This is a genomic window from Vibrio sp. 779(2023) (assembly GCF_033344285.1).
GTDB classification, from domain to species: Bacteria; Pseudomonadota; Gammaproteobacteria; order Enterobacterales; family Vibrionaceae; genus Vibrio; species Vibrio alginolyticus.
Genome location: NZ_JAWPOM010000003.1, coordinates 179,828 through 206,235, shown reverse-complemented (window position 1 = coordinate 206,235; position 26,408 = coordinate 179,828). Strand labels below are relative to the sequence as shown.

At 44.3% G+C, this 26,408-nt stretch carries 23 protein-coding genes; 15 read left to right on the top strand and 8 right to left on the bottom strand.

Translation table 11 applies throughout. The features are described 5' to 3' along the window. Positions 1-536: 536 nt before the first annotated feature. Complete coding sequence (locus tag R8O70_RS06045) at positions 537-1,970, top strand: glyceraldehyde-3-phosphate dehydrogenase (protein ID WP_025767937.1); 1,434 nt, start codon at positions 537-539, stop codon at positions 1,968-1,970. A 240-nt stretch (positions 1,971-2,210) separates the two neighbouring features. Next, a complete protein-coding gene (locus tag R8O70_RS06040) occupies positions 2,211-2,432 on the top strand; it encodes a hypothetical protein (protein ID WP_005373607.1) in 222 nt (73 codons plus the stop codon). Positions 2,433-2,557: 125 nt separating this feature from the next. On the opposite strand, the gene R8O70_RS06035 is transcribed toward R8O70_RS06040, so the two are convergent. The 4 genes from R8O70_RS06035 to R8O70_RS06020 form a co-directional block, all read right to left on the bottom strand. Then, positions 2,558-2,887, bottom strand: coding sequence for a hypothetical protein (locus R8O70_RS06035; protein ID WP_005373609.1), 330 nt, complete (start codon positions 2,885-2,887; stop codon positions 2,558-2,560). A 329-nt stretch (positions 2,888-3,216) separates the two neighbouring features. Next, positions 3,217-3,831 carry a LysE family translocator gene (locus R8O70_RS06030; protein WP_005373611.1) on the bottom strand — a complete coding sequence of 205 codons (615 nt, stop codon included), beginning with the start codon at positions 3,829-3,831 and terminating at the stop codon, positions 3,217-3,219. A 109-nt stretch (positions 3,832-3,940) separates the two neighbouring features. After that, positions 3,941-4,855: a LysR family transcriptional regulator gene (locus tag R8O70_RS06025; RefSeq protein WP_017819875.1), complete on the bottom strand. Its 915-nt coding sequence runs from the start codon at positions 4,853-4,855 to the stop codon at positions 3,941-3,943. Between the two features lie 40 nt (positions 4,856-4,895). Continuing rightward, a complete protein-coding gene (locus tag R8O70_RS06020; RefSeq protein ID WP_005373615.1) occupies positions 4,896-5,351 on the bottom strand; it encodes an Lrp/AsnC family transcriptional regulator in 456 nt (151 codons plus the stop codon). A 327-nt stretch (positions 5,352-5,678) separates the two neighbouring features. On the opposite strand from R8O70_RS06020, the gene yjeH reads away from it, so the two are divergent. Beyond that, entirely contained in the window at positions 5,679-6,941 is a 1,263-nt protein-coding gene (gene yjeH / locus R8O70_RS06015) for an L-methionine/branched-chain amino acid transporter (RefSeq protein ID WP_258460969.1), read from the top strand. Here yjeH and R8O70_RS06010 read toward each other — a convergent pair whose 3' ends face one another. Next, entirely contained in the window at positions 6,942-8,387 is a 1,446-nt protein-coding gene (locus tag R8O70_RS06010; RefSeq protein ID WP_258500756.1) for a PLP-dependent aminotransferase family protein, read from the bottom strand. A 100-nt stretch (positions 8,388-8,487) separates the two neighbouring features. Here R8O70_RS06010 and R8O70_RS06005 point away from each other — a divergent pair, with 100 nt between their 5' ends. Continuing rightward, positions 8,488-9,144: a pyridoxamine 5'-phosphate oxidase family protein gene (locus tag R8O70_RS06005; RefSeq protein WP_170896917.1), complete on the top strand. Its 657-nt coding sequence runs from the start codon at positions 8,488-8,490 to the stop codon at positions 9,142-9,144. Here R8O70_RS06005 and R8O70_RS06000 read toward each other — a convergent pair. Both R8O70_RS06000 and R8O70_RS05995 read right to left on the bottom strand, forming a co-directional pair. Beyond that, positions 9,125-10,447, bottom strand: coding sequence for an ATP-binding protein (locus tag R8O70_RS06000; RefSeq protein WP_258460971.1), 1,323 nt, complete (start codon positions 10,445-10,447; stop codon positions 9,125-9,127). The genes R8O70_RS06005 and R8O70_RS06000 overlap by 20 nt on opposite strands. A gap of 3 nt (positions 10,448-10,450) precedes the next feature. Beyond that, complete coding sequence (locus R8O70_RS05995; protein ID WP_005373624.1) at positions 10,451-11,143, bottom strand: response regulator transcription factor; 693 nt, start codon at positions 11,141-11,143, stop codon at positions 10,451-10,453. Between the two features lie 366 nt (positions 11,144-11,509). On the opposite strand from R8O70_RS05995, the gene R8O70_RS05990 reads away from it, so the two are divergent. Together R8O70_RS05990 and R8O70_RS05985 are read left to right on the top strand one after the other, a co-directional pair. Beyond that, positions 11,510-13,051 carry a hypothetical protein gene (locus R8O70_RS05990; RefSeq protein ID WP_258624546.1) on the top strand — a complete coding sequence of 514 codons (1,542 nt, stop codon included), beginning with the start codon at positions 11,510-11,512 and terminating at the stop codon, positions 13,049-13,051. A gap of 12 nt (positions 13,052-13,063) precedes the next feature. After that, a complete protein-coding gene (locus R8O70_RS05985) occupies positions 13,064-13,753 on the top strand; it encodes a hypothetical protein (protein ID WP_080276951.1) in 690 nt (229 codons plus the stop codon). An 86-nt stretch (positions 13,754-13,839) separates the two neighbouring features. On the opposite strand, the gene R8O70_RS05980 is transcribed toward R8O70_RS05985, so the two are convergent. Next, positions 13,840-14,841, bottom strand: a complete 1,002-nt coding sequence (locus tag R8O70_RS05980; RefSeq protein ID WP_258477209.1) for an AraC family transcriptional regulator — start codon at positions 14,839-14,841, stop codon at positions 13,840-13,842. A 107-nt stretch (positions 14,842-14,948) separates the two neighbouring features. Between R8O70_RS05980 and R8O70_RS05975 the strand changes: the two genes are divergently transcribed. From R8O70_RS05975 to R8O70_RS05935, 9 genes are all read left to right on the top strand, one after another. Continuing rightward, positions 14,949-15,275 (top strand): MFS transporter, encoded by a 327-nt coding sequence (locus R8O70_RS05975; RefSeq protein WP_017635162.1) that lies wholly within the window; start codon positions 14,949-14,951, stop codon positions 15,273-15,275. Continuing rightward, the gene (locus R8O70_RS05970; RefSeq protein ID WP_318184084.1) at positions 15,275-16,498 is read left to right on the top strand and encodes an HlyD family secretion protein; all 1,224 of its coding nucleotides are present in this window, start codon (positions 15,275-15,277) and stop codon (positions 16,496-16,498) included. The genes R8O70_RS05975 and R8O70_RS05970 overlap by 1 nt, the downstream gene beginning before the upstream one ends. A 101-nt stretch (positions 16,499-16,599) precedes the next feature. After that, positions 16,600-17,922: an ABC1 kinase family protein gene (locus R8O70_RS05965; protein ID WP_258624549.1), complete on the top strand. Its 1,323-nt coding sequence runs from the start codon at positions 16,600-16,602 to the stop codon at positions 17,920-17,922. A gap of 112 nt (positions 17,923-18,034) precedes the next feature. Next, positions 18,035-19,381: a magnesium transporter gene (locus R8O70_RS05960; RefSeq protein WP_258624551.1), complete on the top strand. Its 1,347-nt coding sequence runs from the start codon at positions 18,035-18,037 to the stop codon at positions 19,379-19,381. An 805-nt stretch (positions 19,382-20,186) separates the two neighbouring features. After that, positions 20,187-21,425: a cytosine permease gene (gene codB / locus R8O70_RS05955; RefSeq protein WP_170896911.1), complete on the top strand. Its 1,239-nt coding sequence runs from the start codon at positions 20,187-20,189 to the stop codon at positions 21,423-21,425. A 9-nt stretch (positions 21,426-21,434) separates the two neighbouring features. Further along, positions 21,435-22,712: a cytosine deaminase gene (locus tag R8O70_RS05950; protein ID WP_053349282.1), complete on the top strand. Its 1,278-nt coding sequence runs from the start codon at positions 21,435-21,437 to the stop codon at positions 22,710-22,712. Between the two features lie 248 nt (positions 22,713-22,960). Beyond that, positions 22,961-23,599 (top strand): HD domain-containing protein, encoded by a 639-nt coding sequence (locus R8O70_RS05945; protein WP_017819864.1) that lies wholly within the window; start codon positions 22,961-22,963, stop codon positions 23,597-23,599. Then, on the top strand, positions 23,600-24,358 hold the full coding sequence (locus R8O70_RS05940; protein WP_005373649.1) for a helix-turn-helix domain-containing protein: 759 nt from the start codon (positions 23,600-23,602) through the stop codon (positions 24,356-24,358). It begins immediately after the preceding gene. 146 nt (positions 24,359-24,504) lie between these two features. Further along, complete coding sequence (locus R8O70_RS05935; RefSeq protein ID WP_258624553.1) at positions 24,505-26,358, top strand: MFS transporter; 1,854 nt, start codon at positions 24,505-24,507, stop codon at positions 26,356-26,358. Positions 26,359-26,408 lie beyond the last annotated feature (50 nt).

The window sequence follows — 26,408 nt, the reverse complement described above, 5'->3', positions numbered from 1 at the left end:
TTACTTTCAAACAACATTCACCTACCTGGATTATGGTTATTGTGAGTATTTTATCATCGGCTAATGAAGTGGAAATTGTGATTCAAGTCATATTTTTTGATCTTAAAGTTGGATGCAAACAATAAAGTTTCACTCACAACTAAGAGTCGCCTCACTTTTCAGGAAATCATCTATTGTATGTTTACCTATTGAGTTGCCTTATCGAGTCAAATCACACAAAAATGCAAAATATCCATTTTTGTCAACAAAACTAATTTGAAAGCAAACGTTATCATCGCAAAAAAAGTAAGTTACTTTCTAAATGTCAATACGTGAAAACCACTGCTTTAGTCACATTAATCCACCACTAACGTCCCCTTAAGTAGTGTTTTACACTGGATTTAATTTTCCTAGCAGAATAAGGACTCCGACCTTAGAATCCGCACACATAACTATTACAACCCGATTACATAACCCACCACACTCTTGCACGCTGCCGAAGAGGCAACAGCAGAGAGTATGGTTAGCCCCCAAAACGTGAAAGGTCTAATACAACAATGAGTCCAGAGAAATATCTCCAAGACTGGCAAACTAGCCAAACGATTGCTGAATCTATTTCCCCTCTAATTGGTAAGCTATATCGTCAAAAAGGAATCGAAGTGGTTCTGTTTGGTAAAACGCTTATTAATGCTACTACTATAGACATTCTCAAAACTCATCGCGTTGCAAGACGTTATACCGGTAACCCACTTTCGCTTGAGCACACGATGCCTATTATTCAAGCGCTTTGTGAAATGAGCATTTCTTCATGCCGTGTCGATGTTGGCCAATTGGCAACTATGTACTGGAATGAACATGACGATACAAGCTCTCTAAACGATTTCCTTATCACTGCACTTGATGGCGCTCGCGACGCAGATTCTTCATTGAAAGCGCGTGATGTGGTTCTTTACGGGTTTGGTCGCATTGGTCGACTACTTACTCGCCTTCTCATTGAGAAAAGTGGTCCAGGTTACCCACTAAGACTACGTGCGATTGTGGTTCGTGGCGGTAAAAAAGGCGATTTGGAGAAGCGTGCTAGCTTGCTGCGTCGTGACTCAGTTCACGGTCAGTTCAACGGTAGCATTGTTATCGATGAAGAGCGTAAAGCACTGATCGTTAACGGCAACTACATCCAAATCATCTACGCAAATAACCCAAGCGAAGTGGATTACTCAGCTTTCGGTATCAATAACGCGCTAGTTGTTGATAACACAGGTGTTTGGCGTGATTCTGAAGGCCTGAGCCAACACTTAGCGTGTAAAGGCGCAGAGAAAGTACTGCTAACAGCACCAGGTAAAGGTGACATCAAAAACGTTGTATTCGGTGTAAATGAGTCGGTAATTAAAGAAGATGACACCATCATCTCTGCGGCAAGCTGTACAACAAATGCAATCACGCCAGTCCTTAAGGCTCTGAACGATAAATATGGTGTTCTTTCTGGCCATATTGAAACCGTGCACTCATACACAAACGACCAAAATTTGATCGACAACTTCCACTCTGGTGACCGTCGCGGACGTAGTGCTTCACTAAACATGGTTCTGACTTCAACAGGTGCGGCAAAAGCAGTTGCTAAAGCATTGCCAGAGCTTGCAGGCAAGCTAACAGGCAACGCGATTCGCGTACCGACACCAAACGTATCTATGGCAGTCGCTAATCTAAACTTAGGTGAAGACGTAGACCGTGATTCACTGAACGATTACTTGCGTGAAATGGCGTTGAACTCTGAGCTTTCGGCACAGATTGACTACACCGATTCAACAGAAATTGTATCAACTGACTTAGTTGGTTCTCGTCATGCAGGCGTCGTAGATGGTCAAGCGACTATCGCACAAGACAAGCGTTGTGTACTTTACATCTGGTACGACAACGAATTCGGTTACAGCTGCCAAGTTGTGCACTGTATGGAACAAATGATGGGTGTTCGTTACCAAACATTCCCTCGATAGGTGAACTTTGCTCCACAACGTTAACCACATAGCGTAGCGGACAATATCTCATATTTGTTCTAAATAATAAGCGCCATGCGCATTACTAATATTTTTCCCCGTTTATACGCCTGATCACCCTCAGGCGTTTTTTCGTTTCATTCATTTGACACTCTCCGGACAAAGTGAACGTCAGCATTCATGTTTTGTTCATGTTCACAGCATTAATCTGAGCACATAAATTACAGAGAGGTCATGATTATGAATCGGATTATTGTAACTGCACTAGCACTGATTACCGGCTTTTTTACATTAGTATTTAGCTTGATTATTGCGATTCCGTTGACCATCGCAGCATTAATTACCGGCAAGCGTATTGAAAAGCGCGTCAAGAAAATGCAGAGAGAAATGCACGAAGAATATGAGTTTAATACAGGTAAAGCAGATGCGATTGAAGGTGAATTTGAAGAGGTTCGCCGGTAAGTAAATAAGATTTAGATGAGTTTCTCTCCCCCGACAGCTCCTGAGAAACTTCTTGCTTTCACCCTGTCCTTAAAATGGCAGGGTGCTTTTTTGAAAAGCACAATATTGAATAAGCACCTAGCGGTTTATTGCTTTATCTTTTTGTTGTAGGAGGCTGTGTAACCAGCCTCCCATAAATCACCATCGACACCAGAGTATGGGTTGGATTCTTTCGGAGCGCCGCTTAGGCAAGCATCTTTGCCTTCCTTCTTAATTTCATCGATGTGATTTAAAACAAAGTCAAAGTGTTTAGGATCAGCCTTTTGTAGTAACCCGTACAAAAGGCCAAAGCCAAGCATCGTAAATACAAACAGTTCAAAAAACACCCAAATGCTCTTTGTTGAAAAGAATATCCAAGCAACGCTGCAAACACTGGTCAAAATTACTACTGGAGCTAAATCTACTATTCTTTGCATATTGCTCTCACCTTCTAAACGGTCATGGAGTCTCTACCCCTTTCATAGGGTAAGTAAGAGGAAAGTCCGTTTTTATCCAATAAAGCACTCTCGACTTAATATGCGACACTGTTAGTATTAACGTTAAGTGGCTATCGTTCTCATTATAACAATGCGTTGGAAAGTAGCTTTCACAGCAAATGAGAATATGAACCAAAGTAACACTATTGATAATATTAATTTTAGCAACGTTTAGCGTCAGAATTACGTAAATTGTGTAAGGGTTACTGAGAGTAGACAAAAAAGCAGCCACACGGGCTGCTTTTAGTATTTCTGTCTTGCGAGCTTGTCTATACCGTTACGACCACTCTAAGAGCCAGCAGCATGAGTACTACCCCTGACAAACGATCAATCAACACTGCCTTAGAGCGAATTCTGTCAACGACTTTAGAGCTCGATAGCACTAGGGTAATAAAGGTGTACCAAAGCCCATCCACAACAAACGGCGTGGCAACAATGATCATCTGATTACTCAAATCATTACCGAGCGCGACAAACTGACTGAATAATGCGATAAAAAACAAAGCAATTTTGGGACTTAAAATCGAGATAAAAAAGCCTTCTCGCGCAGACTGGATTACCGTTGTCTCCTCACCTGACTCCAACTTCGCAGCCACACCACCTTTTGAACGCAAAGCATTAAACCCTAAATACGCAAGATATGCCGCACCCACAAGGCTAATCGTCTTGAACAGCATCGGGCTTTGCTGCAAAACAACAGCGAGACCAATCAAGGTAATAAACGCATATATACCAATGCCAAACGCATGAGCCCAAGCCGTAGCTAATCCATTGATACGTCCACCAGCCAACGAGTGCTTAGCGACAATAGCTAAGCTGGGACCTGGTGACATAGCCCCTAATAAACACACGGTAAAAAGTGATAACCAAACTGTTAGTGTCATAAGAATCTCCCCTCTTTGAAGCTCACTCTATCAACGGAAGAGGTATAATTAGAAATCAAAGTTATTCATACTAATCATGACTTCAAGTCATAGCTAAACGGTGTACGTGTTAGCGAATGGAATATTCAGAAATTTGCATTACTGAGCGAATCTCTTCTCGCACCCATTTATGCGCAGGATCCGTGTCGTATTTGGGGTGCCACATTAACCAATATTGATGAATGGGTGTTTCGAGTGGTAATGCTTTATGGGTTAAGTCCCAATGCTTAGCGAGGTTAACGGCAATATGTTCAGGAGCCACCATCAGGTGCTCACTTGCAACTAAGCGATTGATCGCAGCAGAGAAGAATGGAACCTTAAAGGTAACGTGGCGGGTGTGCCCTAGCTCTTTCAATGCTAAATCAGTGTAGGAATCTTTGTCTCCGCCGCCAGTCACTTTGATGTGTGAATATGAAATCAAGTCTTCAATACTGATCTGGTCCTGCTTTGCTAACGGATGAGAAGATTTCATCAAACAAACTGATGAATCCTCACCAATTTTAACGCTCGACACACTCTGTGGTTTTTCTGGATACATAGAAGACGCGATATGGATGCCCGTCTCATGAAGTTTATCAAGAAAGTTGGGTTGCCACAGTCGGTACGCCATATCTAGCTGTGGCGCTTGTTCACCCAAGTGAGAGGCAATATCGGGCAATACGTATTGCGCCACGTAGTCACTAGAAGCAATAACAAGCTCACCTTGCCACTGCCGCGGCTCAAAAGGTTGGTCATCGAGTAAATGGTCAAACTCAGCCAGTAATGCATCAAGCTTTGATTTTAACGCTATTGCTCGTGGCGTTGGTATCAGTTGATTACCTTGACGAATAAGCAGTGGGTCACCACACAGATCGCGCAATTGTGCAAGCTGTCGACTGACGGCAGACTGCGTAATGTGCAAACGGTCTGCGGTCCGGCTGACATGACACTCCTCTAAAAGTACATGCAAGGATCTAAGTAGATTCAAATTAATGTTGTTTAACATATTCGCTCAGAGGGGTTTTCAACATGGCATCCATTCATGGTCACTTCACAAACAGGTTCCCAGTCGTGTTAAAGAATTCAGCTAAGACGGTATGAGTCATCAGGTTTCGAAGCTCTGGATATCGTTGAATTTGATCTCTGATTTCGTTCAAGCGAGCCATCGTAGGCACTTCGACAAAAACCATCATGTCCGTCTCACCGCTGATCGCATGACACCATTTTACGCCATCAATTTTGTATAACTCGTCCGCGTATGATTCGCAATAATACGTAGAGGTTGATTTATCGAACTTTAAGGCAAAATAGGCGCAAATCGAATCCCCACCCGAAGGTGCAATTTCAGCGTGATACCCTAGAATCACTTTGTCATGCTCTAGCTTACGAATACGGGCCGTTACCGCAGAACGAGAAAGGTTTACTTTATCCGCAATTTCAGTCACCGACAGCCGAGCGTTGTGCCTGAGCAGATCCACAATCTTATGATCAAACTTGTCCATACCGTTACCAAGCTTTCCTTATTTTTCTCATTCTATACCGATTCTAACTGCATAAGAAACCAACATTTTGTTGGAATTATTTAAAACAACCGTCATATTGACGGTTTAGTAAATCATTTTGTTATTAACATTTTGGATATGCTATTTGGCGGGCATGAGATGAGTGCTGTTATCCATTTCAACAGAAAATAGATAACACATTGAAATCAAATTCCCAACTTAAGTACTCAGCACATAAATAGCATCGCTTAAACACATAAAACGAAATAACCAGAAGCCACAAGCTTTTTCGTAATAAGCCTCATAACATTGGATGAATCAATTCGCATGGAAGAGCTCAAAAAAGACATTTCACTCACATCAGGTATCGCACAATTATCCACCACATTAATGGGAACTGGGCTGTTTATGATCCCGGCTATCGCAGCAGGTATAGCTGGCCATTTTTCACTATGGGCTTGGATTTTATTGTTCATCGCGATTTGTCCTATTGCGCTGACTTTTGCTCAACTGGGTAAACGATACCCCAACGCGGGCGGAACAGCCTTTTTTGTACGCAAAGCCTTTAACGCCAAGCTGGAAAGTAGTGTCGCTTGGCTATTTGTTAGTGTCATTCCGGTAGGGGTTCCGGCCGCGATTGCACTCGCCGCAGGCTTTCTACAACAAATATTGCCAGAGCCTATTAGCAACAATCTGTTTGCACAAGTTCTCACGGTAGTACTTCTTGTGTTCGTCAACTTGATGGGCACAAAATCATCAGGTCATTTACAAACTCTTATTGCTTTGAGTATCTTCGCACTTGTTGGCGCATTTTTATGGAAAGGCGACGTTAACAGCGCCGATCTTGTGATGCCCGCCATCACACAAGAGTCAATTTGGCCTATTACCGCAGCGTTAGGCGTGATGTTCTGGTGTTTTGTTGGCATAGAGGCTTTTGCCCATATGGGGGAAGAGTTCAAAAACCCTCAAAGAGATTTCCCTATTGCCATTGTGGTCGGTTGTTTTGTAGCAGGGGCTACCTATTGGACATGCTCTGTCGTTATTTTAAAATTTGGCGCGTATGGTAACGCTCAATTTGATAACGCATCCATCCCCTGGCTTAGTGCCCAACTACTAGGCGATGGAGCCAAATGGATAATCAGCTTGATAGGTTTCTCCGCTTGTTTCGCGAGCGTAAACTTATACACACAGAGCCTAGCGCGAATGGTCTGGGCTCAAGCTCGTGAACATCGTCCTTCTAGTCCACTAGCCAAGATTTCGCGTCGTGGTGTCCCTTTCTCAGCCACCATATTAGTTGGCGGTATATTATTGATATCTTGTGTGATAGGAACCCTATCACAGCTCGATCTGGAGTTTTTCCTAAAACTCGCAAACAGTGTATTCGTTCTAGTTTACATGTTGGCGATGTTAGCCGCTTTTAAATTGCTTCGAGGATTTGGTAAAACACTTGCGGGACTGTCCCTACTGCTTTGTACCGGTGTTTTTATATGTTTAGGCTGGTCAATGTTTTATGCACTTGGCATTTTTACTCTACTTTTACTGCCTTGGAAACAGTGGCGACATAAGCGACAAACACGTGTAGTTGAATAGTCATCGCTTCCCATTTCGAAATATGTGAGCTAAACGTTGGATACCAGCGTCTATGTTCTCTAACGCGATATTGCCGTAACCAAGCACGGCACCATGCCAGTGACGTGCTTGAAAATCTGGGTGTTCATAATAGCTCAAAGGTCGCAAGATGATCCCTTCATGCTCTGCTAGTTTTATAAAACGCTGCTCATCCATACCGTCTTGCCATTTCAACGTAACATGAAGCCCCGCCGCTTGACTAACGACGCAAACACGGTCGCCAAAATGCTGTTGAATGGATACATGCACCTGTTCATGCTTAGTTTTGTACAGTCGACGCATTTTTCGAATATGACGTAATAACCCACCTTCAGTAATAAAGTCTGCCAATGCTTCTTGTGTATGCGTCGGCGAATCACCACTTAACGCATCCTTAACCACTAAACATTGCTCTACTAAACGTTCAGGAACTACAAGGTAGCCAAGCCGCAATCCGTTAAACATCACTTTACTGAAGGAACCCACATACAACACACGATCATCTCGACCCATTTGAGCTGCTAGCCCCTGTAAGCTGGTATAGGGACGATGAGCAAACTGAAATTCGCTGTCATAATCATCCTCGATGATCCAACTTGATTGTTCGACCGCCCAGTTGATGATCTTTCCTCTTTGCTCGGTATTGAGTGTGGTGCCCATCGGATATTGATTACTTGGTGTAATATACAGCGCATCGGCATCGCTTGAGGTCACCGCTTCCACATCAAAACCTAATTTCTCTCTTACGAACAAAGGCTCAAATTGATAGTTTTGGAACTGAATCAACTTCCGCATTTGCGCGTAACCTGGTTGCTCCATCAGAACCTTATCACCTTGTTTGAGCACTACCATCGTCGCAATTGACAACGCTTGCTGCGCCCCAGAGGTAATAATAATGCGCTCTGGAGAACAATTCACTGAACGGCTTGATGCGAGGTAGTCAGCTAAAGCACAGCGCAATGCCCAACTACCCTGAATATCTTGATTACCCAGCAAGCAAGCACGAGACATATGGCGAGTGAGTAACTTTTGCCATTGCGCCATCGGAAATGCGTCCAAATCCGGTACACCCGGTGCAAATGCGCGGTTGATATCAAAGTGAGCTTTCGGTGATGAGTCTCTCTGAACTGAACTAGGTTCAGGCAAGTACTGCTCTGGCAGTTCTACGGCAACATAAAAGCCAGAACCTTTTTGGCTGTTCAAGTACCCTTCCGCCACTAACTGTTCGTAGGCAGAAATCACGGTATTCCTACTTAGATTAAGCTCTTGTGAAAGCTTCCGCGTAGAAGGCAGCTTCCCATTCTTCACCCACAGTCCTTGAACAATTTTCTTGCGAATAGCCAAAAACAACGCTTGCTGACGCGTTCCTTCACTGTCTTTTAAATGTAGGTCACCGATATCAATCAAAGACAAACTGGATCCATCCATTAGTTAAAACTGGCTCTCTTTAAGCTACCAGTTAAACGCTACATTGCAATCAAAGAATGAGGATAAATCGCTCGTAATCGTGAGCAAGCAAGGAGAGAAAATGCTATCCAACACCAATAGAACGGAAATTAAGAAAGGCGCACATAAAGCCGTCTCTGATGTTAGCAAACTGCACGCCATCATAGATGAAAGCCTAATCGCTCATATTGCGATAACCAACGAGTCAGGCCCTGTGGTCATCCCTATGCTGGCATGGCGTGTCGATGATTACGTGTATATCCATGGTGCCAACAACAGTCGACTGTTACGCTCACTCAAACAAGGAGTGCAAACGTGCTTAACCTTTACTTTGTTTGATGGTTGGGTATTGGCTCGAAGTGCGTTTCACCACAGTGCGCATTATCGCAGTGCTGTGGTCTTTGGCCAGTTTGAGGTGGTGGAAGATAACCAAGAGAAAGACAGGTTGCTGAATCACTTTATTGAACAGATCGCTCCGGGGAGAACAGAACAAGTCCGTTTGAGTAATGAAAAAGAACTCAAAGCCACCATGCTGCTGCGTATTCCACTCACAGAAGCATCGGTGAAAATCAGCAATTTTGGCGTCAACGACGATGCGGAAGACATGGACATTCCTGTTTGGGCAGGTGTCCTACCCTACCGAACCGTCGTAGGTCCACTGCAAGCTTGTGACGATTTGTATGCAGGTATCGCTGAGCCAGACTACCGCAGAGCCTACTCTAACCGTTGGCAGGAATAAGCACCGTAAAACGTGCGCCGCCTAAGTGACTCTCGCCGACAGAAAGCTCCCACCCCAGTTGCCGCGCTGCACTGGTAGCGATGGCAAGCCCTAAACCAAAGCCTTTCATGTCGGCGTTGCGGCTTTTGTCTAAGCGCGAAAATGGCATAAATACTTCTTCTCGCATCGCTTCAGGGATGCCCGGGCCATCGTCCTCAATATCGATACTCCAGCAATCCGCTACCGTTCGAATCGTCACCTCAACGCAGGATTCACCGTAACGCTTGGCGTTTTGCAGTAAATTATCGAGGACGAGGTTACCCAAAGTAGGCTGAAAGTGAATCAATTGGTTCGCGAGTTCATTCTCTGCTCTCAACATGGCGGACTCTAAGCTTAGGTAATTCATGCGGCTTTTACACCAAAGTGGCAGTTCCATGGTTTCAACAGAATCGATCCATGAGTGGTTTTTCACACTCAAGCGAGACAGCATGACGATGTCGGATGTTAAATCCGTCACGACATCAACGTATCGTTCAATATCGTCATGTAACTCTGCCTGCATTTCACCACTCGTGCGTCGAGCTAAATCCGTCGCTAGCTGAATACGACTCAGCGGAGTGCGCACTTCATGAGGAATAGCTTGAGTAAAGATGTGTGTTTGGCGCACTCGTCTCTCAATCTCTTCAGACATGCAGTTGAAGCCTTGGGCGAGCTCTTTTACGGGTTGCGAAAATTGCTTTAGATCGACTCGCGTATTCAACTCACCAGAACCAAATTGTTGTTGCGCAGCCGTTAATTGCCGAATTTGGCGGTCAAGACGTCGTACAGGTATGTAAACCATAATGCCTAAACTGCATACAACAACCAAAAGCAGAGTAAGTATAAATACAATCTCAGAATCTTCATTCCAATCAACGTGTGGGCTAAAGAAGTCCGTTTTTTCTTTGAAAACTAAACTCTTCGAAGTGTTAGGCAAAGGGAATACCGCAGCATAGGTACTGCCGTCAATAAGATAAACAGGTATCCCTTGCATTCGGTACAACAGATTACAATCTCGACAAGGCGGTGATCCGTCCCAGTTTTCAACCAATGTTAAATCAAAGATAAAGAAATCTTGCTTGCCGTTTTCGGTTAACTTCTTGTAGAGAGAATCCGGAGTGCCTCGTTGCTCAATGTATTGATCGACAAAATAAGCACCATCACTCAAAAAAACACCGACTTCTGTTTTGCGCATGTACTCTTCCCCCATAAAGAGAAACAAAGCAACAGTCAGCGCAAGGCCAGTTACTAACCCCACATATAGACGAGTAAACAGGGAAAACATGCGTCATTTACCTGTCAGCATGTAGCCGTGGTGGCGTATGGTTTTAATGGTAGCCGTATGGATATGAGCCTTAGAGAATTTCTTCCTTAGTGAGGATATACGCATATCAATCGAGCGATCAGTAATACAGTATTCAATGCCTCGGGCAAGACGGCAACATGATTCACGAGATACTGGCTTATCGACATTCAGCATCAGGAGCTCTAAAATTTCAAACTCAGAACTCGTTAAACCAATATCTTTTTGCAAATAAAATGCCTGGGAGCGACGAAGACAAAGACTAATGCCATATCGGCTCAGCTTTTCTTCTTCAACGATATCAACTTGACGACAATAGCGACGCAACGCTGCTTCAATACGGGCGAGAAGGATATTGCCTTTTATCGGTTTGGTAAGGTAATCATCAGCACCAAACTTAAATAAGCTCACCTCGCTCATTTCATCATCGGTCGCAGTCAAAACAATGATAATACCATGATAAAACTTACGCGCCTCTTGGCATATTTCTGCGCCATTTTTTCCTGGTAACATCAAATCTAACAGCACTAGGTCCGGCTTGAGCCCCTTAATCGTTTCTAATGCATTTTGACCGTTATCGATGACAGTTACCGTATATCCTTCGGCTTCGAGGTACATTTTGGTTAATCGAGCAATCTCAGAGTCGTCTTCTACCAGTAAGATTGTATTACCCACCATGAATCATTTACTCCACCAATATGATGGAGGGAGTATATCGCTCGTCCTATACTGCGCAACCTACTTAAATGATAATTTTAATAAAACGCAGGCTTACATACGCTTACAAACCATACATATACGATAATCCTAATCATTCTATACCCCTAAAACCATGCAATAACCTGAGGTTTTATTCATTACCAGAATATAGCTTCACATAGAAAATAAAATTCGGAATAAAAATCCACTATATTTTTAAATGTATCGAATAATAGGTCTTACCAAAAAACAATATCAACATATATGACTTAGTTTGCTTATATAGACAGGACTTTATGTTGCTTCTAAGTTTCTTGCTCTAATAAAGTCTACGAGTAACATGAAATGAGATATTCCAAATTAACACCTTTAGCCATATTTTGCGCGATAAGTCTAACTGCTTGTGGCGGCAGTGAATCTAATTCGAAACCATCGACAACGACACCTCCAACACCACCAATGCCAACATTGAGCACTGTCACAATCCCAACTGTCGTTTCTACAAAGTTTCCAGCCAAGTTAAAAGTGGCTGCTGATTCGGGCTTCACCCACTATGTGAAAATCTCCCTTTCCGAAGCAAACAACAACGATACATTTCACATTGTGGCTGTTGATGACGGTGCGAATAATGAAAAAATCTTTCGTGCAGCCAAAATCATCCAACACCTTCTCACAAACCAACCAGACTCTAAGTACGGTGCTGACAAGTCTCGTATCGCTAAGACATTAGCCGAGCGTGATGCTACACTAATGCTGACCGAAAACGACGAACAGAATGATGAGATGTTAACCAAAATCTTTATCAACGAACTGATTCGCCAAGACAAACTGAACGACGCAGTTACAAACTCGGGCTTAGCACACTCTTTTGATACGAGTTCTCTAGAAAAGTTTGTTGTAAGCATGATGGTACTTAACGAAGATGATATGGATACACTTGTCACATCTATCGCGTCAACATTAGTAACTAGTAAAGAAACACCAAACTGGCTAAGGAATAGCCAATCTTTAATGTATCGAGAACTGACAGTTGAAGGCGATTGCCATTACATGAGTAATTTTGCCGATTACTGCGCCAATCTTGGCAAAAAAGCCGAACGAGACGCCGCTTTTGAAGAAATTTTACACTTGGTCCAAGCGCAAGGTATTGCACCTAACACGGAGACTGCGGCACTGCAAAATGACATTCAAGCTCATGCGTTAACAATCTATAACGATATTAAATCGGGCAAACCGACGGTGTGGCGCCCTACTCAGTATGACTGGGACGATTGGAAATCGGACGACTTCGATCCTGAAAGTGTTAAACAAACGGGCCCTTCATATTCTCACGAATATTTTGCTGCCGCTTTTGAAGCTTACATGGGTGTAGCAAAAGCAAACGGACATGGTTTAGATGGCTACCAAGCGTTAACGCGTGAAGAAATGCAAACCCAAGATCCACAAGCCGTTGATTGGATCAGTGGCTTATTCCACGGATACTTGCAATATACCGCGAATATCGACTCTGCGGGCGTCAAGCTCTACACAGAAAAGACAAATCCAGGCACAGTACCTACCTTCCGTATGGCTCCCAACAAAGACGGTTTGATAGAAGCGTACACCTACAAATCTCAGTGGCTAACAAAAGTGAAGATCATTGGCGACGACGCGATGAATGTGATCGGTAATGATCAAAACAATACTTTTGAAGGCAACAGCAAAGACAACAGCATTTATGGTGAAGGCGGTATCAACACCTATATCGTGCCACACAAACTGGCGGAATGTACTGTTATCAAAGCAAAGAGCGTTTCTGTTGAGTGCCCGAGTACAGGCACTGACGAGTTGTACGACATTCAGAACATCCAATTCACCGACCAAACCCTAGATGTAACCAAGCTATAAACAATGAAAAACATGAAGAAACTTATTCTATTCGCTCCCTTGCTCCTTGTTGGTTGTGGTGGCCTAGCCGTCATGGATCGTACTGATGCCGTAAAAGCACAACCAGAAATGCTGATCAAAACCGACGGTGATTTTTGGGGATTCGGTGCAGATGGCCATTTTGATTTTGCTGGTAAGTACAAAGGCAAGTATTCACGCAGTGCTTCTAACTCAAGTTGGTTTAACCGTATCTCTTTCAAAGAAGGTTCAATGGGCGCAGAAGTGACTCGTATCGACAGCGGGGAAACTTGGCTTTTGAACTGCACTGGAGGCGGTATGTCGGTTAACTACATGGGCGTCGATTTTGGTGGGAATGATCCTTACACCTGTGACATTACTCAAGATGGTAAAAAAGTCGGTGAGTTTGCGATGGAGCCAAAATCGGCTCTCATCGACATCAGCTTTGAGAAAAAAGAGACAGGCGTAGTGCGTATTGGTAGCACCCACTTTAATGTAGAAACTGTACATACTAGTCCTGACGCCATGATGGCGGTAGACATTCCATTGGGTTATAGCTTTAAGGAGGGCACACAAGAAATTGCCGCAGTGCAGACGAACGGTACCATTGCGGTACAGATGCTCCCTGAACTTAGCGAACAAAAAAAGGATGTAATTGCCATCGGCGCTGTTGCAAGTGCACTAAGTTGGCGTCCTAAGAAATAGCCACCACATAAAACGACACAAAAAAATAACAAAGCCCTCAACTTTGAGGGCTTTTATTGCTTGTACTCATAGAGATAAGTGGAGCACTACTTCTCTAATCTTCCCGTATACTGCTTGGGCGTTAATCCACGATGTTTCTTAAACATACGATTGAAGCTCGCCACATTGGTGTAACCAAGGCGCGTGGCAATGTCATCAATACTCACGCGCTTACTCAACAAACCAGCTGCAATATTACTCAATACATAGCCAGAAACCGTCGAAAAATTGAGCCCTAATTTATGCAAACGACGTTGAAACTGCTGTTCAGATAAATCAAGCAGAGAAGACACGCGCTCTAACGTTGGCAATCCATAATGGCTGCTGTAGTTCACCACTTCATAAATCACTTTCAACTCATCTTCTGGATCGGGCATATTAAGCAAATCATCCAAATCGGAAAAACTCATCGCTAGACGGCTGTCTTCTCGATGGCTCACTTGGCGAGAAGCTAGTCGGTCATCTCCCGGGATCCATATCTCTGTTTTTGGCTGACTCCATTCCACCTCGCAGCCGAAATATTCCCGGTATCGCTCAGTATTTTTTCTCGAGCCTGAAACCTTGACACGTAAAGGCTGGTAATCTTTGCCAAGAAATTCGCGTAACACCTTAATCATAAATACCGCACAGCGGATACTATCGTGCACCTTTACTGACGTTTCTATAAACGGGTTGTGGTAAGTCCATTTGATGATTTTACCCGACTGTTCGCCAGCAAAAAACGCCCCTGATTGTAGGTTGCTCACACCATAATTCACTCGCCGAATGGTACTGGCTAAATCATTGCCGGAGAATAACCAGCGTCCCACTGGCCCTAGCTTTTGCAGCTCAATACCTCGGCTGAGACTCAACACCACATCCGGGTCACAACTGGCTTGTTCAACACAACGGTACCATTCCGCAACGGCTTTTAGCGGGATCAGTGTCATTGGGTTACGAAACACCGATGCTGGGATCCCTAACTCATCCGAGTCCAAATTGTATTTAGATAACGCGAGGTTATGCATGTTTAGAATGCCCATCGCGCGAATAAACCGAACCGTTTTCATAACCAATCACATCAAATTTAATCCTGTAGTGATTGAATCTGTCACAAAGAAAGCCGCAAATCAAATTCAGATCACAATACGCCAACAGTTTGATAGAGGAGTGTTTAATGAGTTTACTGAGTGTCCCATTTGTCGGTACAGGCGCAGATACGGCGTTACATGTTGTCGCTGCTGTCGTTTTAATTGCGAGTGTCGCGGGCGCGTGTTACGGCTTTTGGAAAATCCATGAATTGCCTATCAATAAAGCACACAGCAAAGACCATCATCAGATAGGGCTCATCACTGCGCTGACCTGGATAGGGTTTGTCTGGCACTGGGTTTGGGTGCTAGCCGTGATCTTTGCATTTGTTGATATGGAAAAAGCCATCATCAATCTGCGTGATACATGGAAAAGTAAACCGCAAACAGAAACACAGCCAAAAGAGGAAGCATAATGTTAGAAGGTTTAGCGGTATGGGCACTCTTCATCTATCTGTTGCGTTTGGTTGGCATGCCTTGGAACAAAGCAACCAAATCGTTCGCTTATCTTGGCGGCTTGGGTTGGCTAATGTTCGTCTGGGTAGGTTTGATTAACTTCACCCCGATGGATTTATCCGGCGGTTCTGTCGTGCAGTCACCACACATCCAATTGCGTCCAGATTCAACCAATGTAAGAGGTAAAGTTGACCACATTTACATTGAGCCGAATCAGAACGTTAAAGAAGGTCAGCTAATTTATGAACTTGACCCAACGCAATACAAAATCGCATTAAATCAAGCGAACGTATCCGCTGATTCTGCTCGCGTTGCATTAGCTACGGCAAAAGGCGACATCGAGATTGAAGAAGCTAACCACGAAGCGCTAGTGCAAGATCTAGAAACATCAAAGAGCCAGTTGGAAGCGGCGAAAGTTGACTACAAATTGCAGAAAAAAATGCTAGATCGTTATGTTGAGCAAAACCGAGTAGTGCACAACACCATCACGGAAAGCGATATCGACAAACAATCGAGTGCGGTTGATATGGCACGTCACAACGTGTTGACCCTTGAGTCTCAAATCAAGAAGAAACAAGTCGATATTTCCCGTGCAAAACTGGCGATTCATAAAGCGGAACTTGCAGTTGAAACTAAACAAGCCGAACTGCGCCAAGCTGAAGAGCAAATTGCAAAAGCGCAATGGGATTTGAATAGCACAAAAGTTCATGCCCCAACAGATGGCTTTGTCACCAACTTTATCCTGCGTGAAGGTCAGCGTGTATCAATGATGCCGCGTATCAACATGTACACCAACGAAAAGTACGTACTAATGCGAGTGAACCACCAGGCGATTCGTAACATCAAACCGGGTCAGCCAGCGGAATTCTCTTCGTCCGTTTACCCAGGTAAGATCTTCTCAGCGACCGTCGAAGGCATTGTTGAAGCAACAGGTGAGTCACAAGGTAATCTACTGGGTTTCGATGATTCCGTACGTGTCACCACTGGAAAGAACTTACAGAACAAACACCACTTTGTTCGTCTTAAGATTGATGAGCCAGAAGGCTACGACATCCCTGTTGGCTCTGTTGGCCTCGCATGGGTCAGCGGTGAAAAACCGATAGGCTTCATGGCCTTCTTAGATGTGATTCGCGGGATCATCATCCGAATGAAGTCTCAACTGTACTTCTTCTACTCTATCTAAACTCGCAAACCGCCAGTTACGCTGGCGGTTTTCTTTTCATTTGTATCCAAACATATCCTTTTCCCGTATAACAATTAGTTAGTAAATAGCGGAGAAGATTCATGTCGGTAAAGGAAAGAAGCCTACCTACCCATCGCATCTCAAGATTCAGCAAGTTCGCTTCACTTGCTACCCGTGTCGCAGGCAATGTGATTGCAGAAGGCACGAAGCAGATAGCCAAAGGCAACAAACCAAAAGCGAAAGACCTCTTGCTGACGCCACAGAACATCGCGCGTTTAACCGACCAACTTGCTCACCTACGTGGCGCTGCAATGAAGCTTGGACAAATGCTATCAATGGATGCTGGTGATGTTTTAGAACCTGAACTCGCCGATATTCTTTCCCGTCTTCGTTCCAACGCAGACCCAATGCCTGCAAAACAACTCAACGCAGTAATGGAAAGTTCGCTAGGAACGAATTGGAAAGCTGAGTTTCTGTCATTTAACTTCAAACCAATCGCCAGTGCATCAATAGGACAAGTACACCAAGCCTACAGCGATGCGGGCGATAACCTAGCCGTCAAAGTGCAATATCCGGGCATACGGAAAAGTATCGATAGCGACGTCGATAATGTCGGAACACTGCTCAAGGTCGTTGGGTTGATTCCCGAGTCTGTCGACTACAAAGGATTACTCGAAGAAGCGAAAAAGCAGCTACATGACGAGGCCGATTACACACGAGAGGCGCAATTTGCCATTCGTTATCATGACGCTTTGAAGGAGCACCCTCATTTTGTCGTACCGAAGATTCATACTGGAAGTTGCTCAGACTCCGTTCTCGCGATGGAATTCATTGATGGTAGTCCGATTGAGCAAATCGAACAGTATGATCAGAGTACACGGGATTTTGTCATGCACAGCCTACTCGAATTACTGTTTCGAGAGCTGTTCGAATTTAAGATGGTACAAACCGACCCAAATTTCGCCAACTACTTATATATCGAAAACACTCGTCAAATCGGCTTGCTAGATTTCGGGGCCACTCGCGAGTACAGCGAGCGGTTCAGCACTGGTTATCGCCAAGCTTTCGCATCTGTCGTTAACAATGACGAACAAGGCTTGAATAATGCGCTTGAACAAATAGGCTTCTTCAGCCAAACCATCCTTCCAGACCAACGCCAAGCGATTCTCGATCTAGTGAAAATGGCATGTGAACCTATGTTGGTCGATGAGCCCTATGATTTCAAAGCCAGCGACTTAGCACAAAAGCTTCGCGAGGCTGGCACCATTCTAAGCATGGAGCAAGAATACTGGCATACTCCACCAGCAGATGCCCTATTTTTACACAGAAAAATCGGCGGAATGTACTTGCTGGCAGCCCGTATTGGCGCAAAAGTGAACATTCGCCAATTGGTACAGCCATATCTCACCATCAACAGCGAATAGCCTATTGTTTTTCTGTTACTTTCAAGTACCTTGAGCAAGGTTAAGATGCATAGTTGCGCATCTCAATAACATGCCATACTTCCATAAAACGAATTAACTATCGGGGTACTCGGTGAGCAAGTTTCAAGATCTCTCCACTCTAATCCAGCAAATTGGCCAAGCCGAAGAAGCGGATCAAGTCGCAACGCTCAATGAATCTATTGAAGCGGGCCTCGAGCCCGGCGCGGTTGCCCTGATTCTAGAAGCCTTTCCAATCGACGATCGTGTTCGCTTATGGCGAGCTTTACCACTAGAGCTACATATCGACGTGTTAACGGAAATGCGTGCGGACGTACGTTTCTCTATCATCAATGCGTTATCTGAAGTCGAGCTAAAGCTCACTCTCGCTAAACTCGACAACTTGTCGCTCATCGAATGGGCCGATTCGTTGCCAGAGTTGATCATCAACGAAGCGCTCTCGTTGATAGAAAAAGATGAGTTGGAACTTTACGATCAAGCAAACGAGTATGCTGATGAAGAACTCGGCCACTGGGCTGAACGTAAGATCATCACCCTGCCCTTCAACATTACGATTGGGACAGCTAAGCAGTTAATGGAGCGCTATAGCTACGACACGCCTCAACAGGTATATCTGATTAATCGTAATAAACAGTATCGTGGAACGGTCAATTACTTCGATATCTTACGTGGTGAGCCCGATACTCGCTTAAAAACACTCGTTATTGAGGCTGTGACGGTTCTAGACAGTAAAATGATGCTTCCTGAAGCGGTAGAGGCATTAGAACACAGCACACTGCCCGCTCTCCCTGTAACTGATGCAGACCAAACACTGATCGGTGAAGTCGATTGGCAGTTTGCATTGAGTACACAGCGTGAAATCTACGAAGCACGTTTGATGGCCGGTACAGGTATGGATGAAGGCGATGACTTGTTTGCGCCAGTATTAAAAAGCTCGCAAAAGCGCGGTGTTTGGTTAGGCATCAATTTGCTTACTGCGATTTTGGCGTCTGTCACTATCGGACTATTTGAAGATGTAATTGCGCAGGTGGTGGCTTTGGCGGTGCTCATGCCAATTGTTGCATCCATGGGGGGCATTGCTGGCAGCCAAACGCTCACTCTAATGATTCGTGCGATGGCGCTTAATCAGATCACCCCAGGTAACCGCTTCAAGCTTTTGAAAAATGAGTTGGGTATTGGCTCTCTGAACGGCATTGCTTGGGCGTTAATCATCGGCGGGCTCGCCGGATTGTGGTTTCAATCTCCGGTTCTAGGGGGAACCATCGCGCTGGCCATTATCGTCAATATTATTACCGCAGCTTTATTTGGTGTGCTGATTCCCATTATTCTGGATAAGTTTAAATTGGACCCCGCTTTGGCTGGCTCGGTGATTCTAACAACAGTGACAGATGTAGTCGGTTTTTTCGCCTTTTTAGGAACGGCGAGTTTAGTCATGCTTTAAAAGGTTCATTGTTTATTAATCAATCATTAGCATAATAGAGTCAAATTGCATAACGCAGTTGCAAATTGCAAACATACTCAAACTTTAAGCAACGCATGTCACAGAAACTACGTATTTTAGGGCATATTAAAGTTGGCACAGTAACTGCATTATATAAATCGACCCTTCTTAAGCCGAGGGTCACCTAGCCAACTGACGTTGTTAGTGAACTTGATTTTGTTCACATGTATATAAGCCAATCGCACTCTTTGCGGTTGGCTATTTTTTTATGTGGCTATTGCCCTCTTATCCTCTGACCGAGCTCGGTTGTACTTTTCTTACCCACAACAGATTGTTTACTGTTTATAAAATTCAAATATTCGCCCACTAAACCATTAGAAATGCCAGCTTCAACAAAAATAAATCACCTACATAAAATAAAACCAAGAAAACACACCCAAGAAAAGAACAAATAACGTCCAAACCAAAAATCCCATCATGAAATCGTTTTCTTTTCATAGAAATCGACTGAACAATCCAGAATTATAGATAAATTTAATCCATAAAAACAAATGGCAATTCAAAACACTAATTTCACATAGAAAACCTGTCTATAAATCATAGAAAATACGTAAAAATAAATTTTTCAATTTTAGAATTTAAAAATTAAACCATTATTATTAAAGAAAAAAATACAAACCAAAAACCAAGCAAACGTTTAAATTTCAATTTTATCATTGACTATTAAATTTACATCACGATAATACGCGCCGTTTGCCTGAAAACCAGGTGCTATAATTAAATATTTCAATGTGCGGAGGTAATAATGGCTGGAGACAATAATTACAGTCTTGGACCAGTTCCCAACACGGCCAGAAAAGGCGTGGCATCACTTACAATGGTGATGTTAGGACTCACTTTTTTCTCCGCAAGTATGTGGACTGGGGGTTCTCTCGGTACTGGGCTCTCCTTCAATGATTTTTTCCTCGCTGTTCTCATCGGTAACCTAATCCTCGGTATTTACACTTCTTTCCTCGGTTACATCGGCGCTTCTACTGGTCTCTCTACTCACCTTCTTGCTCGTTTCTCTTTTGGTTCTAAAGGCTCTTGGCTTCCTTCCGCTCTTCTTGGCGGTACTCAAGTTGGGTGGTTTGGAGTTGGTGTCGCGATGTTTGCGATTCCGGTGCATAAAGCAACGGGCATCGATACCAATACTTTGATCCTTGTCTCCGGTTTGCTCATGACCGCGACCGTTTACTTTGGAATCTCAGCACTGATGGTGCTGTCAGCAATCGCCGTTCCTGCCATTGCGCTACTTGGCGGTTACTCTGTCGTAGAAGCAGTAAATAGCGTTGGCGGTATTAGCGAACTACAACAAGTTCAACCAACCGAACCACTCGACTTTTCAATGGCTCTCGCGATGGTTGTAGGCTCTTTTGTCAGTGCTGGTACATTAACGGCGGATTTCGTACGCTTTGGTAAAAAGCCGCGCAGCGCCGTGATGATCACCATGGTGGCGTTTTTCATCGGTAACTCGTTAATGTTTATCTTTGGCGCGGCAGGTGCGTCGGTGACGGGTCAATCAGACATTTCTGAAGTGATGATCGCGCAAGGTCTTCTTATTCCAGCTATCATCGTTCTTGGCTTGAACATCTGGACGACCAACGACAACGCGCTCTACGCATCGGGTCTTGGATTTTCCAACATCACAGGCTTACCAAGTAAATATATCTCAATGGCGAACGGTCTTGTTGGCACACTTTGCGCTCTCTGGCTCTACAATAACTTTGTTGGCTGGCTGACCTTCTTATCTTTGGCAATTCCACCGATTGGCGGTGTGATCATCGCTGACTTCTTCACGAACCGTAAACGCTACGCAAACTTTGAAGCAGCCCAATTCCAAAACGTTAACTGGGCTGGCATTATCGCTGTCGTGATTGGCGTTGGTGCAGGACACTTCCTTCCTGGCGTAGTACCGATTAACGCTGTACTTGGCGGTGCAATTAGCTTCCTGATTCTTAATCCTATTCTCAACAAAAAAGCACTGGCAACACAGCCAGCGTAAGGAACCATCATGACAACACTACTGATCAAAAACGTAACGCTAAAAGGACAAGAAGGTCTGCAGCAAATTTTGATTGAAGATGGTCAATTCAAGCGCATTGAAAGCAACGATGTGGAGCTTAGTCATAACGGTGACATCATCGATGCTGAAGGCGGTATGGCGGTTGCGCCTTTCTGCGAGCCACACATTCACTTAGATACAACTCAAACCGCAGGCGAGCCAAGCTGGAACATCTCTGGCACATTGTTTGAGGGTATTGAACGTTGGGCTGAGCGCAAAGAAATGCTGTCGATTGAAGACGTGAAAGCGCGCGCAAAACAAACCTTAAAATGGCAGATAGCAAACGGCGTACAACACGTTCGTACCCACGTCGATGTTTCAGACCCTACCCTAATTGCCCTAAAAGCGATGGTAGAAGTGCGTGAAGAGATGAAAGAATGGGTAGATATCCAAATCGTCGCCTTCCCGCAGGAAGGAATTCTCTCTTACCCAAATGGCAAAGAGCTGCTAGAAGAAGCCGTCAAATTAGGTGCGGACGTGATTGGCGCGATTCCACACTTTGAATTCACACGCGAATATGGCATTGAATCGCTGCACTACGTGTTCGAATTAGCGCAAAAATACGACCGTCTGATCGACGTGCATTGTGATGAAATCGATGACGAACAATCTCGCTTCGTTGAAACACTGGCAGCATTAGCGCACAAGTTTGATATGGGGAATAAAGTCACGGCCAGTCACACCACAGCGATGGGTTCCTACAACGGTGCATACGCATCTCGCCTGTTCCGTTTATTACGCATGTCCGGTATCAACTTCGTGGCAAATCCATTGGTGAACATTCACTTACAAGGCCGTTTTGATGATTACCCAAAACGTCGCGGCGTAACACGAGTGAAAGAGATGCTGAATGCCAACATCAACGTCTGCTTTGGACACGATGATGTATTTGACCCTTGGTACCCACTAGGCACTGCAAACATGCTGCAAGTGCTACATATGGGTCTGCACGTGTGTCAGGTGATGGGTTACGACCAAATCAACAACTCACTGGATCTGATCAGCAACAATTCAGCACGTACACTGAACATTCAAGACAAGCACGGCATTGAAGAAGGCAAACCAGGTAGTTTACTGATTCTTCCCGCAGAAAATGGTTTTGACGCAGTACGTCGCCAAGTGCCGGTTCGTTACTCTGTTCGTCACGGTAAAGTGATTGCAGAAACACAGCCTGCGACAACTCATATTCATCTTGAACAAGCAGAGCAAGTAACGTTCAAACGCTAAAAAGATCGGCGAAACGAAAAAGGCCTGACGACATCGTCAGGCCTTTTTTCTACTGGTAAACATCACTGCTCGCTCTGTCTATTCTTGTCTCATAAACCACTGAACACATTGAAAGGCCATATAAAACGGCTCAGTACCAAACGTTGCACAAGGTTCTGGTGGCTGAATCTCAATTACACCATCGCACTTGGAAATTATTCTAAGCGTTGGGCATACTTCTGACTTCATTTTAGTTGTAGATATGAACCATGACGTCATTAAGCCAGATAGAACCGCAATTTTTGGAATTTATGCAGCAAGAGATGCAAGTAGATGCAGCTCATGATCTTAAACACGTAAAACGCGTGGTCAAAACAGCGAAACAGCTCTGCAAAGAAGAAAATGCAGACATCGCGATTGTATTACCGGCTGCCTATTTGCATGATTGCTTTACTTACCCGAAAGATCACCCAAATCGCAAAGAGAGCTCAATCATCGCAGCCAAAAAAGCGGTCGCATTTTTAGAGAGTATCGATTATCCGCAGCAATATCATGATGCCATTGCTCATGCGATAGAGGCACACAGCTTTAGCGCAAACATCAGGCCAAATACGTTGGAAGCCAAAATCGTCCAAGATGCCGACCGTCTGGACGCTTTAGGCGCAATTGGCGTGACGCGATGCATTCAAGTCAGCACTCAATTTAACGCGCAACTTTACAACGACAGCGATATATTTGCCGAAGAACGTGAACTTAACGATAAACAATTCACTCTGGATCACTTTCAGACCAAGTTATTCAAAATCGCTGAAACTATGAACACAGAGTCAGCAAGACGCGAAGCGCAAAAACGCAAAACCTTTATGCAAACGTACCTAGAGCAGTTACACGACGAGGTAACAGCGTAAATGTCAGAAAGCTATACGTTAATTAAAGAGCTTAAACGCCAACTAAAGTTAGCTGGGCTGCATTATGCTGATGTTGCACAACACCTTGATTTAAGTGAAGGAAGCGTCAAACGTTTACTCGCTGAAGGTCAACACATTAGTCTTGAACGCTTAGAACGCATTTGCCAATTGATTGGTTTAGAAATGGCGGACCTGTTTAAGCTTGCGGCTGCGCACAATAAAGGTCTAGAGTCGCTAACGTTAGAGCAAGAAAAGCAGTTGGTTGATGATAAAGCCCTGCTACTCGTGGCAATCTGTGTTGTAAATGGCTATCAGTTTGAGCAAATCGTTCAGCAATACACCTTCAATGAATTTGAACTGGTGCAAAAGCTTGCTCATTTGGATCGTCTGAACATCATCGACTTGCAGCCAAATAACAAAATTCGTTTGCGTATATCTCCGACATTTAAGTGGCAGATGGGCGGCCCTATTCAACGGTTCTTCCAACAGCAAGTTCAAGACGCCTTTTTCCAAAGCTACTTTTCTGGTGAAGATGAAAAGTTCTCCATGGCAACAGGATTGATGAGTGTACCAACCAACAAGAAGCTACAACAGAAACTGCAAAAGGTCATCGATGAGTTTTATCAGGCTTGCCAAAATGATAGCTCTCTCGATATGGACGAAAAACACGGCACCTCTCTGATTATTGCGATGCGTCGTTGGACGTTCCCTCTGTTTGAACCATGGGAAAGAAAGCCTACTCAGAAGTCTCGGAATTAGTAACTCAATAAACGAATGGAAATGAAAGTAACGAATTTCGTTACTTTTGGTGGCATACAACGTCACTTGAAAGAGAAAGCTGGTTTAATCGTTCATTGAGCATAAAGTGCTCCCATCTCATTCGACTTTGTTTAATCGGGGCCCGTATGTTTTTCTCAAAACGCTTTTTTCCTTACTTTGTGACGCAATGCCTTGGCGCACTCAATGACAACATCTACAAAAACGTTCTGTTATTGATGGTGACATACAGCCAAATTGATAACCTACCAATATCCGTCAATCTATTCGTTAATTTGGCGGCAGGCTTATTCATCCTACCTTTCTTTCTATTCTCAGCGCATGCTGGTGCCGTCGCTGACTGCATGGACAAAGCCAAATTAATCCGACGTCTAAAGCTCATCGAACTAGCTATCATGTCTTGCGCAGCAACCGCTATTGCCACCCAAAGTGCCATGCTGATGCTGGTTCTGCTGTTTATGACAGGCACTCAATCGGCCTATTTTGGTCCCGTGAAATACGCCTTGCTACCACAAGCGCTCAAACCAAATGAGCTTGTTAAAGGAAATGCTTGGGTTGAAATGGGCACGTTCCTTTCGATTCTTATAGGTACGCTTTGTGCAGGCCTGCTGCTATCCATTCCTAATGGTACCTTGATTGCTTCTTGTACCGTGATTGCCTTGTCTTTGCTTGGGTTCATGAGCAGCGTGAATATTCCAGCGATGCCTAGCCAATCGAATGACAAAGCGAAATTTGAACCGATTTCTGGTCTAAAGGACACGTTAAAAGTGGCAAAAAAGCAGAGAGGCATTTGGATGTCTATTCTAGCTATCAGTTGGTTTTGGTTCATGGGTGCGACTTACCTAACTCAATTCCCTAACTTCGCACGCGAACATTTGTTCGCAGATAGCACTGTCGTTTCTTTACTGTTGGCATTGTTTTCCATTGGTATCGCTACAGGCTCTTGGTTGTGTGAAAAACTTTCTTTCAACCACGTTGAGCTTGGTATTTTGCCATTCGGTATCCTTGGTCTGACAGTCTTTGGCGTCGACTTGCTATGGGCAGTCCCAAGTTATCTATCACTTCCGGTGCACTTTTATGATGTGCAAAACTTCGTTGCTGAATCCAAACATCTGCGCGTCATGATTGACCTGTTCCTTGTTGGTGTAAGCGGCGGTGTCTTTATTGTTCCTCTTTATGCGTTCATCCAATCTCGTTCAAACAAAGGGGAGTGTGCACGTGCCATTGCTGCTAACAACATCATGAATGCGTTGTTTATGGTGGTGTCTGCTTTGGTTTCGATCGTTGTACTCAGCGTACTAGAGCTTTCTATTGTGGAACTGTTTGCCATGATGGCAATAGGTAACTTTTTCGTGGCGATCTATGTCTATCGTCAAGTACCGGAATTTACACAACGCTTTATCAGTTATTTACTCAGCCATTGTATGTATCGTGTGTCCGTAAAGGGGCGCCAACATATTCCTGAACAAGGTGCTGCGTTAATCGTGGCTAACCATGTTAGCTATGTCGATGCATTGATTTTGATGGGAACCTCTACTCGCCCGGTTCGTTTTGTGATGGACAAGTCCATCAGCGAGCTACCTGTTCTTAAATATGTATTCCGTCATGCCGGTGTTATCCCGATCTGTTCTCCACGTAAGTGTGCCGACACTTACCGACGAGCATTTGAACAGATTGAACAAGCACTTAACGACGGTGAGGTTGTCTGTATCTTCCCTGAGGGTCGTTTAACGTCTAACGGTCAATTGGGTGAGTTTCGCCCTGGTGTGGAAAAAATCCTTGAACGTAACCCTGTTCCTGTCATCCCTATGGCGTTAAAAGGGCTTTGGGGTTCTTTTTTCAGCCACAAAGGCGGACATGCTCTCACAAAACGACCGACTCGTTTTTGGTCAAAAGTGGATGTTGTAATCGGTGAAGTGTTAAGTCCTGCGTCTTTAAATCGTCATCAATTGCAACAACAAGTACAGGATTTACTGGGCTGAGTCGCTTGCTACAGCAGTCAAACTTTGCAGCAAAACGTAAATATGCACCA

Coding starts and splice junctions, on each gene's coding strand:
- R8O70_RS05975 (WP_017635162.1), top strand. CDS start 14,949: ATGAGTTTACTGAGTGTCCCATTTGTCGGTACAGGCGCAGATACGGCG.
- codB (WP_170896911.1), top strand. CDS start 20,187: ATGGCTGGAGACAATAATTACAGTCTTGGACCAGTTCCCAACACGGCC.
- R8O70_RS06010 (WP_258500756.1), bottom strand. CDS start 8,387: ATGGATGGATCCAGTTTGTCTTTGATTGATATCGGTGACCTACATTTA.
- R8O70_RS05995 (WP_005373624.1), bottom strand. CDS start 11,143: ATGGTGGGTAATACAATCTTACTGGTAGAAGACGACTCTGAGATTGCT.
- R8O70_RS05990 (WP_258624546.1), top strand. CDS start 11,510: ATGAGATATTCCAAATTAACACCTTTAGCCATATTTTGCGCGATAAGT.
- yjeH (WP_258460969.1), top strand. CDS start 5,679: ATGGAAGAGCTCAAAAAAGACATTTCACTCACATCAGGTATCGCACAA.
- R8O70_RS06045 (WP_025767937.1), top strand. CDS start 537: ATGAGTCCAGAGAAATATCTCCAAGACTGGCAAACTAGCCAAACGATT.
- R8O70_RS05985 (WP_080276951.1), top strand. CDS start 13,064: ATGAAGAAACTTATTCTATTCGCTCCCTTGCTCCTTGTTGGTTGTGGT.
- R8O70_RS06005 (WP_170896917.1), top strand. CDS start 8,488: ATGCTATCCAACACCAATAGAACGGAAATTAAGAAAGGCGCACATAAA.
- R8O70_RS06000 (WP_258460971.1), bottom strand. CDS start 10,447: ATGTTTTCCCTGTTTACTCGTCTATATGTGGGGTTAGTAACTGGCCTT.
- R8O70_RS05965 (WP_258624549.1), top strand. CDS start 16,600: ATGTCGGTAAAGGAAAGAAGCCTACCTACCCATCGCATCTCAAGATTC.
- R8O70_RS05950 (WP_053349282.1), top strand. CDS start 21,435: ATGACAACACTACTGATCAAAAACGTAACGCTAAAAGGACAAGAAGGT.
- R8O70_RS05980 (WP_258477209.1), bottom strand. CDS start 14,841: ATGAAAACGGTTCGGTTTATTCGCGCGATGGGCATTCTAAACATGCAT.
- R8O70_RS05945 (WP_017819864.1), top strand. CDS start 22,961: ATGACGTCATTAAGCCAGATAGAACCGCAATTTTTGGAATTTATGCAG.
- R8O70_RS05970 (WP_318184084.1), top strand. CDS start 15,275: ATGTTAGAAGGTTTAGCGGTATGGGCACTCTTCATCTATCTGTTGCGT.
- R8O70_RS06035 (WP_005373609.1), bottom strand. CDS start 2,887: ATGCAAAGAATAGTAGATTTAGCTCCAGTAGTAATTTTGACCAGTGTT.
- R8O70_RS06040 (WP_005373607.1), top strand. CDS start 2,211: ATGAATCGGATTATTGTAACTGCACTAGCACTGATTACCGGCTTTTTT.
- R8O70_RS05940 (WP_005373649.1), top strand. CDS start 23,600: ATGTCAGAAAGCTATACGTTAATTAAAGAGCTTAAACGCCAACTAAAG.
- R8O70_RS06025 (WP_017819875.1), bottom strand. CDS start 4,855: ATGTTAAACAACATTAATTTGAATCTACTTAGATCCTTGCATGTACTT.
- R8O70_RS06020 (WP_005373615.1), bottom strand. CDS start 5,351: ATGGACAAGTTTGATCATAAGATTGTGGATCTGCTCAGGCACAACGCT.
- R8O70_RS06030 (WP_005373611.1), bottom strand. CDS start 3,831: ATGACACTAACAGTTTGGTTATCACTTTTTACCGTGTGTTTATTAGGG.
- R8O70_RS05935 (WP_258624553.1), top strand. CDS start 24,505: ATGTTTTTCTCAAAACGCTTTTTTCCTTACTTTGTGACGCAATGCCTT.